The organism is Bradyrhizobium pachyrhizi (genome assembly GCF_001189245.1).
Taxonomy (GTDB): Bacteria; Pseudomonadota; Alphaproteobacteria; order Rhizobiales; family Xanthobacteraceae; genus Bradyrhizobium; species Bradyrhizobium pachyrhizi.
Map to the genome: position 1 here is coordinate 34,476 of NZ_LFIQ01000035.1, position 7,640 is coordinate 42,115.

Sequence of the window (7,640 nt, forward strand, 5' to 3'; positions counted from 1 at the left end):
CGGCATTCGGAGTGGCAGCGGCGTTCGGTGCCGCGGCAGCATTTGGTGCCGCGCGCGGAGCTCCCATCGCCGCACCTTGCGCGGGCGTCACGCCTTGCGGAGCGCCCGGCAGATTGGCGCGCTGCATCGCCGCGGCCGGCAGTCGCGGTGCCGCCGTCACCGGCGCGCCGCCCATCGCCGCCGTCACCCCGGCCGCATGGAGCTGCGCCGGCGTCGGGTTGGGATTGTTGATGACCGTGTTGATGACAGTGGTGTTGTGGATGTTGTTGAACACGATGTTGTTCTGCGGCGGCGCGACATAGGCCGGAGCGGCGACATAGGCCGGCATCGCCACGAACATCGGCGTCGGCAGCACGTACAGGCCGATCGGCGGCGGCGGTGGCGGCAGCACGACGAAGTCCGGCGGCGGCGGCGGCAGGAAGACCACCGGCGGCGGCGGAGGCGGCGCGAAGTCGAACACCGGATCGCTGTAGTACAGCACCGGACGGTCGACATAGACGACCTCGTCGGGCGGCGGCGGCGGCACGTCATAGTCGAGCGCCGTGAACTGCGGCGGCGGCTCGAGCGCGGCCGACAGATAGGCGAGCCGGCGCCGGGCGTCGTAGGCATGCGGCCCGCGCGGATAACGCCGCAGGTACGACCAGTACGCATCAGGCGTGTCGGCATTGTAGGTGCGCCGCCAGGTGATGGCCTCGCGCCGCGCCGCCACGATCGCGCGCACGCGCCTGGCCAGCGGATCGTCCGGATAGGCCTGCAGGTAATCCTCGTAGCCCTGCAGCGTGTCGCGCTCCAGCGCCGCGGCGTAGGCATCCTGCGCCGGGAAATCGCGGATCGGCTTGGTGCGCAGCCCGGCATCGACCTGCTGCGGCGGCGCGTCCGGCTTGCGCTCGAAGAACATGAAGGGCGCGTCGACCTTGTGTGCATCCCACGGGATCTCGGCGCCCTTGGTCATCTCGTTGACGCGCAGGCGGACGCGGTCGAACACTTCGGGCAGGGTCAGGCCGCCGGTGCGGATCATTTCCGCCAGCGCTTGCGCGTAAGGCCCGTAGGGCGGCGCACCGTCAGGGGCAACGGTGCCGGGCGCCGAATTGAAGCCGATCAGCATCTTCGGATCGGGATCGACCAGCGCAAGACCGCCGGCCAGCGGCTGGCCGTCCTTGGCGAAGGGATTGCTGCGCGCCGCATCGAGCACGATCACGCCGGCCTTGATCGGCAGCGCCGAGAGTTGATGGCTGTAGTCGGAGATGCGGATCGCCTCGACCGGCACGTCGGTGTCGCGGGCAATCTTGGCATCGACCGGCACGAAATAGTTCTCGCCGGTGAGCTGCACACCGTAGCCGGCGAGATAGACGAAGGCGACGGCATTGGGCCCCGCCTCCTGCACCTTCTGGATGAAATCGCGGAACGATTTGCGCAGCGTCTCGCCGTCGAGATCGCGCGCGCCGATCACGTCGAAGCCGGCGGCCTGCAAGGTCTGCGCGATCAGGCCGGCGTCGTTCGCGGCGGTCTGCAACGCGCCGGCCTCATAGGCGCCGTTGCCGACGACAAGTGCGAGACGCTTTTCCTGATCCTGCGCATGCACGGGAAGCGAGGCGAGCGACACCAGACCGACGATCAATGCCCACAGAATGCGTGCCATGGTGGTCGTCCCTTTTCTTCTCGAGAGTTGGCGTAACGAATGAAATGCTACCTCTGTGAACCGGTGCTGAACAGGATTGCAGCAATTGTGGCAATCCTTGGTCTGCGCTGCCGGGAACCGGCTTCCCTGCTCCACGCGATCGGGCGATATTGCGCGGATAAAACAGGCAAAACAAAAAAGGAGCACTCGATGCCAATCGCCGGACAAGGCATGCTGCTGACCTCGATGGATATCGACAGCTTGCACGAAGCTGAATTCAATCGCTGGTACGACCGCGAGCATCTCGAGGAACGGGTCGCCATCGACGGCTTCCTGGAAGCCCGCCGCTACGTCGCCCATGACGGCAAGCCGAAATATCTCAGCCTCTACTCGACCGCGACCTTCGATGTGCTCGAGAGCCCGGCCTATCGCAAGGCGCTCGCCAACCAGACCGACTGGTCGAAGGCCAATATCGCGCGCTTTCAGAACATGATCCGCGGGGTCGCGCGCATCACGATCAGCCGCGGCGTCGGCAGAGGTGCAGCGCTCGGTATCATCCGCCTGCGCCCGCCCGCCGAAGGCGCGGACAAACTTCGCGCTGCATTGCGGGAGCAACTCGATCCAGCTTCGCGCGACGGCATCATCTCGATGCACCTTCTGGAGAACGACCCTGACCTGTCGAAGCCGCTCACGCCGGATGCGGAGAAACCCGATCCCGGCGCGGGCGACTGGTTCGTGCTGATCGACGCCACCGACGTCGGCGCGGTCCCCGCAGCGGCCGCAGGTATCACCGGCAATGCAGCCTTGAAGCCGCTCGTGGTCACCAGCGGCGTCTACAAGCTGTTGTGGGATATCGCGAAGAGCGACCTGCCGCGCGAGTAAGCCTGATTCGGAAACGTGCGGAACGCTATCCCGAAAAACATTCTCTCAAGCAAGTGTGGCGGTGCAGATCATGCTGCACCGCCACATAACGCAATCGAGATTAACGCTACACGCGCATCAGCCGCGCGAAAGCTGATGATCGGACAATTTAGCCTTTGCCTTCTCTGGAACGGCTCTAATAAGATAAGCCTATGATCCAATTCAAAAACCAGAACAACGCCACGTGAGCGTTCGTCGTCAACGATAAGGCCGCGCGGGTCTGGCATTTTCGCGCGGGTCAAAGGTAGGAATGAAACCGACTGATATCTCGGCGCCGGATTACTTCCACAAAGTAGTCGATTGCCAATGGGCCTGTCCCGCACACACCCCTGTTCCCGAGTACATCCGGTTGATTGCTGAGGGGCGTTACAGCGACGCCTACATGATCAATTGGCAGTCCAACGTGTTCCCCGGCATTCTCGGGCGCACCTGCGACCGTCCATGCGAGCCGGCATGCCGCCGCGGCCGCGTCGAGGACAATCCGGTCGCGATCTGCCGCCTGAAGCGCGTCGCGGCCGACTTCAAGGACGACATCAAGCATCGGCTGCCGAAGCCCGGTCCGAACAACGGCAAGCGCGTCGCGCTGGTCGGCGGCGGCCCCGCCTCGCTCGCCGTGGCACGCGATCTCGCGCCGCTCGGCTATCACTGCACGGTGTTCGACGGCGATCCCAAGGCCGGCGGCATGATGCGCAGCCAGATTCCGAAATTCCGCCTGCCCGACAGCGTGATCGACGAGGAGACCGACTACATCCTGAACCTCGGTGTCGAGTTCAAAGGTGGCCAGCGTGTCGACAGCCTGAAGCAGCTGCTCGCCGAGAACTATGATGCGATCTTCGTCGGAAGCGGCGCGCCGCGCGGCCGCGAGCTCGACATCCCCGGCCGCAAGGAGGCCGCCGCCAACATCCATATCGGCATCGAGTGGCTGGCCAACGTGTCGTTCGGCCACGTCGACAAGATCGGCCGCCGCGTCATCGTGCTCGGCGGCGGCAACACGGCGATGGATTGCTGCCGCACCGCGCGCCGCCTTGGCGGCGAAAGCGTCAAGGTGATCGTCCGCTCCGGCTTCGAGGAAATGAAGGCCTCGCCATGGGAGAAGGAAGACGCGCTTCACGAGGACATCCCGATCCTCAACTACATGGTGCCGGTGGCGTTCAAGCATGTGGCCGGCAAGCTGATCGGCGTCACCTTCCAGAAGGTGAAGGCGGAGTACGACGCCAAGGGCCGCCGCAATCTGGTGCCCTCGGGCGAGCCGGACGAGACTGTGCCCTGCGACGATGTGCTCGTTGCGGTCGGCCAGGAGAACGCGTTCCCCTGGATCGAAGCCGATTGCGGCATCGAATTCGACAAGTGGCACATGCCGAAGGTCGATCCCAAGACGTTCGTCTCGACCAATCCGAAGGTGTTCTTCGGCGGCGATGCGGCGTTCGGGCCGAAGAACATCATCTGGGCGGTGGCGCATGGCCACGACGCGGCGCTCTCCATTCACCGATTGCTGTCCGGCGAGGACATCAACGAGCGCCCGCTGCCCGAGGTGCACGTCTCCTCGCAGAAGATGGGCATCCACGAGTGGAGCTACGACAACGACATCTCCGCTGACAAGCGCTTCAAGGTGCCGCATCGCGACAAGGTGGTCGCGCTGAAGGACATCCGCGCCGAGGTCGAGCTCGGTTACGACCTCAAGCTCGCGCTTGGCGAGGCGCAGCGCTGCCTGAATTGCGACGTGCAGACGGTGTTCTCCGCGCCGCTCTGCATCGAGTGCGACGCCTGCGTCGACATCTGTCCGATGGACTGCATCAGCTTCACCGAGAACGGCGAGGAGGATGATTTGCGGCAGCGGCTGAAAGCGCCCTCGCCGCATCACGACCAGGCGCTCTACGTCTCCGGCGACCTCAAGACCGGCCGCGTCATGGTGAAGGACGAAGACGTCTGCCTGCATTGCGGGCTGTGTGCCGAGCGCTGCCCGACCGGCGCCTGGGACATGCAGAAGTACCTCATCGATATGGTTCAAGCGGGATCAACATGTCAGTCCAAAGCCCGATCAGCAGCGTAAACGACTTCGTCGTCCGCTTCGCCAACGTCAACGGTTCGGGCTCGGCTTCCGCCAACGAGCTGTTCGCGCGCTCGATCCTGCGCCACGGTGTGCCGGTCTCGCCACGCAACATCTTCCCGTCAAACATCCAGGGCCTGCCGACCTGGTATGAGGTGCGCGTCACCGAAGACGGCCATCTCGGCGCCCGCGGCGGCGTCGACATGATGGTGGCGATGAACCCGCAGACCTGGGACAAGGACGTCGCTTCGATCGAGCCCGGCGGCTATCTGTTCTACGATTCGACCAAGCCGATGCCGTCGTCGAAATTCCGCGAGGACATCACCGTCATCGGCGTGCCGCTGACCGCGATCACCAATTCGACCTACACCGATCCCAGGCAGCGCCAGCTGTTCAAGAACATCATCTATCTCGGCGCGCTCTGCGCCCTGCTCGACCTCGATCCCAAGCTGGTCGAGCAGCTGATCGGCGAGCAGTACAAGGGCAAGGAGAAGCTGCTCTCCTCGAACGTCCATGCGCTGCATCTCGGCCGCGACTGGGCGCTGCAGAACCTGAAATGCCCACTGGGGCTGCGGGTGAAGAAGTCCGACAAGGTCGGCGACCGCATCTTCGTCGAAGGCAACAGCGCGGCCGCGCTCGGCGCCGTCTATGGCGGCGCCACCGTGTGCGCGTGGTATCCGATCACGCCGTCATCGTCGGTGGCGGAAGCCTTCACCAGCCACTGCAAGAAGTACCGCCACGATCCCGAGACCGGCAAGGCGAAGTACGCCATCGTGCAGGGCGAGGACGAACTCGCCTCGATCGGCATCGTGATCGGCGCCTCCTGGAACGGCGCACGGGCCTTCACCGCGACCTCGGGTCCCGGCATCTCGCTGATGACCGAGTTCATCGGCCTGTCCTACTTCGCCGAGATCCCGGCCGTGATCATGAACATCCAGCGCGCCGGCCCCTCGACGGGCATGCCGACCCGGACCCAGCAATGCGACGTGATCGCCTGCGCCTATGCCTCGCATGGCGACACCAAGCACGTGCTGCTGTTCCCGGAAGATCCGGCGGAGGCGTTCGAGTTCGCCGCGGCCGCCTTCGACCTCGCCGAGCGGCTGCAGACCACGATCTTCCTGATGCTCGATCTCGACATCGGCATGAACCACCGGCTGTGCCGCCCTCTGAAGTGGGACGACGCCAAGCAATATGACCGCGGCAAGGTGATGACGGCGGAGATGCTCGAGGAAGGCCGCGACTTCGGCCGCTATCTCGACGTCGACGGCGACGGCATCCCCTATCGCACCTATCCCGGCACGCATCCGACCAAGGGCTCCTATTTCACCCGCGGCACCTCGCGCGACCGCTACGCGCGCTATTCCGAGGAAGGCGCGGTCTACGCCGACAACATGCAGCGCCTGGTGCGCAAGTTCGAGACCGCGCAGGACATGGTGCCGCGACCGCTGCAGGCCAATGCGGCGAAGCCGACCAAATACGGCGTGATTTATTTCGGCTCGACCTCGCCCGCGATGGACGAGGCGATCGGGATCCTGGAAGCGCGCGGCCACCAGCTCGACCGCATGCGCATCCGCGCCTTCCCGTTCCACTCCAGCGTCGCAAGCTTCATCGCCGATCACGACTTCGTCTACGTGGTCGAGCAGAACCGCGACGCGCAGCTCCGCCAGCTGATCGTCAACGAGAACGGCATCGACCCCGTCAGGCTGGTGCCGATCCTGCACTATGACGGCACGCCGATCACCGCGCGCTTCATCGCGGGCGCCATCGGCGACCACCAGGACCACCTCAAGGTGACCCCTCTCCGCAAGGCCGTGACATGATCGATCACCTGATCTGTCCGCCGTCATGCCCGGGCTCGTCCCGGGCATCCACGACTTCCTTTCTCCCGGCCAAGACGTGGTTGGCCGGGACAAGCCCGGCCATGACGTGGCGGGGAGCGCAGGTGCTGTCATGACCTACATTGCAAAGCCGAAATTTCATCATCCCGGCCTGAAGAAGAACGAGCTGGGCTATACTCACCGCGACTACGAGGGGAAGATCTCGACGCTGTGCGCCGGGTGCGGCCACGATTCGATCACCGCCTCGATCATCGAGGCCTGCTACGAGCTCTCGATCGAGCCGCACCGGGTGGCGAAGATTTCCGGCATCGGCTGCTCGTCGAAGACGCCGGACTATTTCCTCGGCAATTCACACGGCTTCAACTCGGTGCACGGCCGCATGCCGTCGGTCCTGACCGGCGCCAACCTCGCCAACCGCGACCTGATCTATCTCGGCGTCTCCGGCGACGGCGATTCCGCCTCGATTGGCTTCGGCCAGTTCGCGCATTCGATCCGGCGCGCCGTCAACATGACCTATATCGTTGAGAACAACGGCGTGTACGGCCTGACCAAGGGCCAGTTCTCCGCCACCGCCGACCGCGGCTCGAAGTCGAAAAAGGGCGTCACCAACACCGACAATGCGATCGACCTGGTCGCGATCGCGCTGCAACTCGGCGCCACCTTCGTGGCGCGCAGCTTCTCCGGCGACAAGACGCAATTGGTTCCCTTGATTGCCGCTGCGATCCGCCACAAGGGAGCGTCCTTCATCGACGTGATCAGCCCCTGCATCGCCTTCAACAACCACGCCGGCTCGACCAAGAGCTTCGACTATGTCCGCGAGCACAATGACGCGGTGAACCGCCTCGACGTGCTGGTCGGCCGCGATCCGATCAGCGTCGACTATGCGCCCGGCACCGTGCAGGTGGTCGAGCAGCATGACGGCTCGCGGCTGGCGCTGCGCAAGCTCGACGCCGACTACGATCCGCATGATCGCCTCGGCGCCATGACCTTCCTGCAGAAGCACGCGGCCAAGGGCCAGATCGTCACTGGCCTGCTCTATGTCGATCCGGACGCCGAGGATCTGCACACCCATCTCGACACCGTCGAGACGCCGCTCAACACGCTGGACGAACAGGCGCTCTGCCCCGGCTCGGCCGTGCTGGACAAGATCAACGCCAGCCTGCGCTGAGCAGTGGCAGCACACTCCATGTCGTCCCTGCGAAAGCAGGGACCCATA

5 protein-coding genes are annotated in these 7,640 nt (G+C 64.8%); 4 read left to right on the forward strand and 1 reads right to left on the reverse strand.

Annotated elements, in window-relative coordinates:
• Nucleotides 1-1,639, reverse strand: a 1,639-nt coding sequence (locus AKL29_RS04235) for a caspase family protein (RefSeq protein WP_244481750.1), incomplete at its 3' end; no start/stop codon positions are given.
• A 189-nt stretch (nt 1,640-1,828) separates the two neighbouring features.
• Between AKL29_RS04235 and AKL29_RS04240 the strand changes: the two genes are divergently transcribed.
• The 4 genes from AKL29_RS04240 to AKL29_RS04255 all read left to right on the forward strand — a co-directional run bounded on the left by AKL29_RS04240 (nt 1,829) and on the right by AKL29_RS04255 (nt 7,592).
• Nucleotides 1,829-2,500: a DUF4286 family protein gene (locus AKL29_RS04240; protein ID WP_050383242.1), complete on the forward strand. Its 672-nt coding sequence runs from the start codon at nt 1,829-1,831 to the stop codon at nt 2,498-2,500.
• A gap of 289 nt (nt 2,501-2,789) precedes the next feature.
• A complete protein-coding gene (locus AKL29_RS04245; RefSeq protein WP_050383244.1) occupies nt 2,790-4,589 on the forward strand; it encodes an FAD-dependent oxidoreductase in 1,800 nt (599 codons plus the stop codon).
• Complete coding sequence (locus tag AKL29_RS04250) at nt 4,559-6,406, forward strand: 2-oxoacid:acceptor oxidoreductase subunit alpha (protein WP_050383245.1); 1,848 nt, start codon at nt 4,559-4,561, stop codon at nt 6,404-6,406. The genes AKL29_RS04245 and AKL29_RS04250 overlap by 31 nt, the downstream gene beginning before the upstream one ends.
• Nucleotides 6,407-6,536: 130 nt before the next feature.
• Complete coding sequence (locus AKL29_RS04255) at nt 6,537-7,592, forward strand: 2-oxoacid:ferredoxin oxidoreductase subunit beta (protein ID WP_028332672.1); 1,056 nt, start codon at nt 6,537-6,539, stop codon at nt 7,590-7,592.
• Nucleotides 7,593-7,640: the final 48 nt, after the last annotated feature.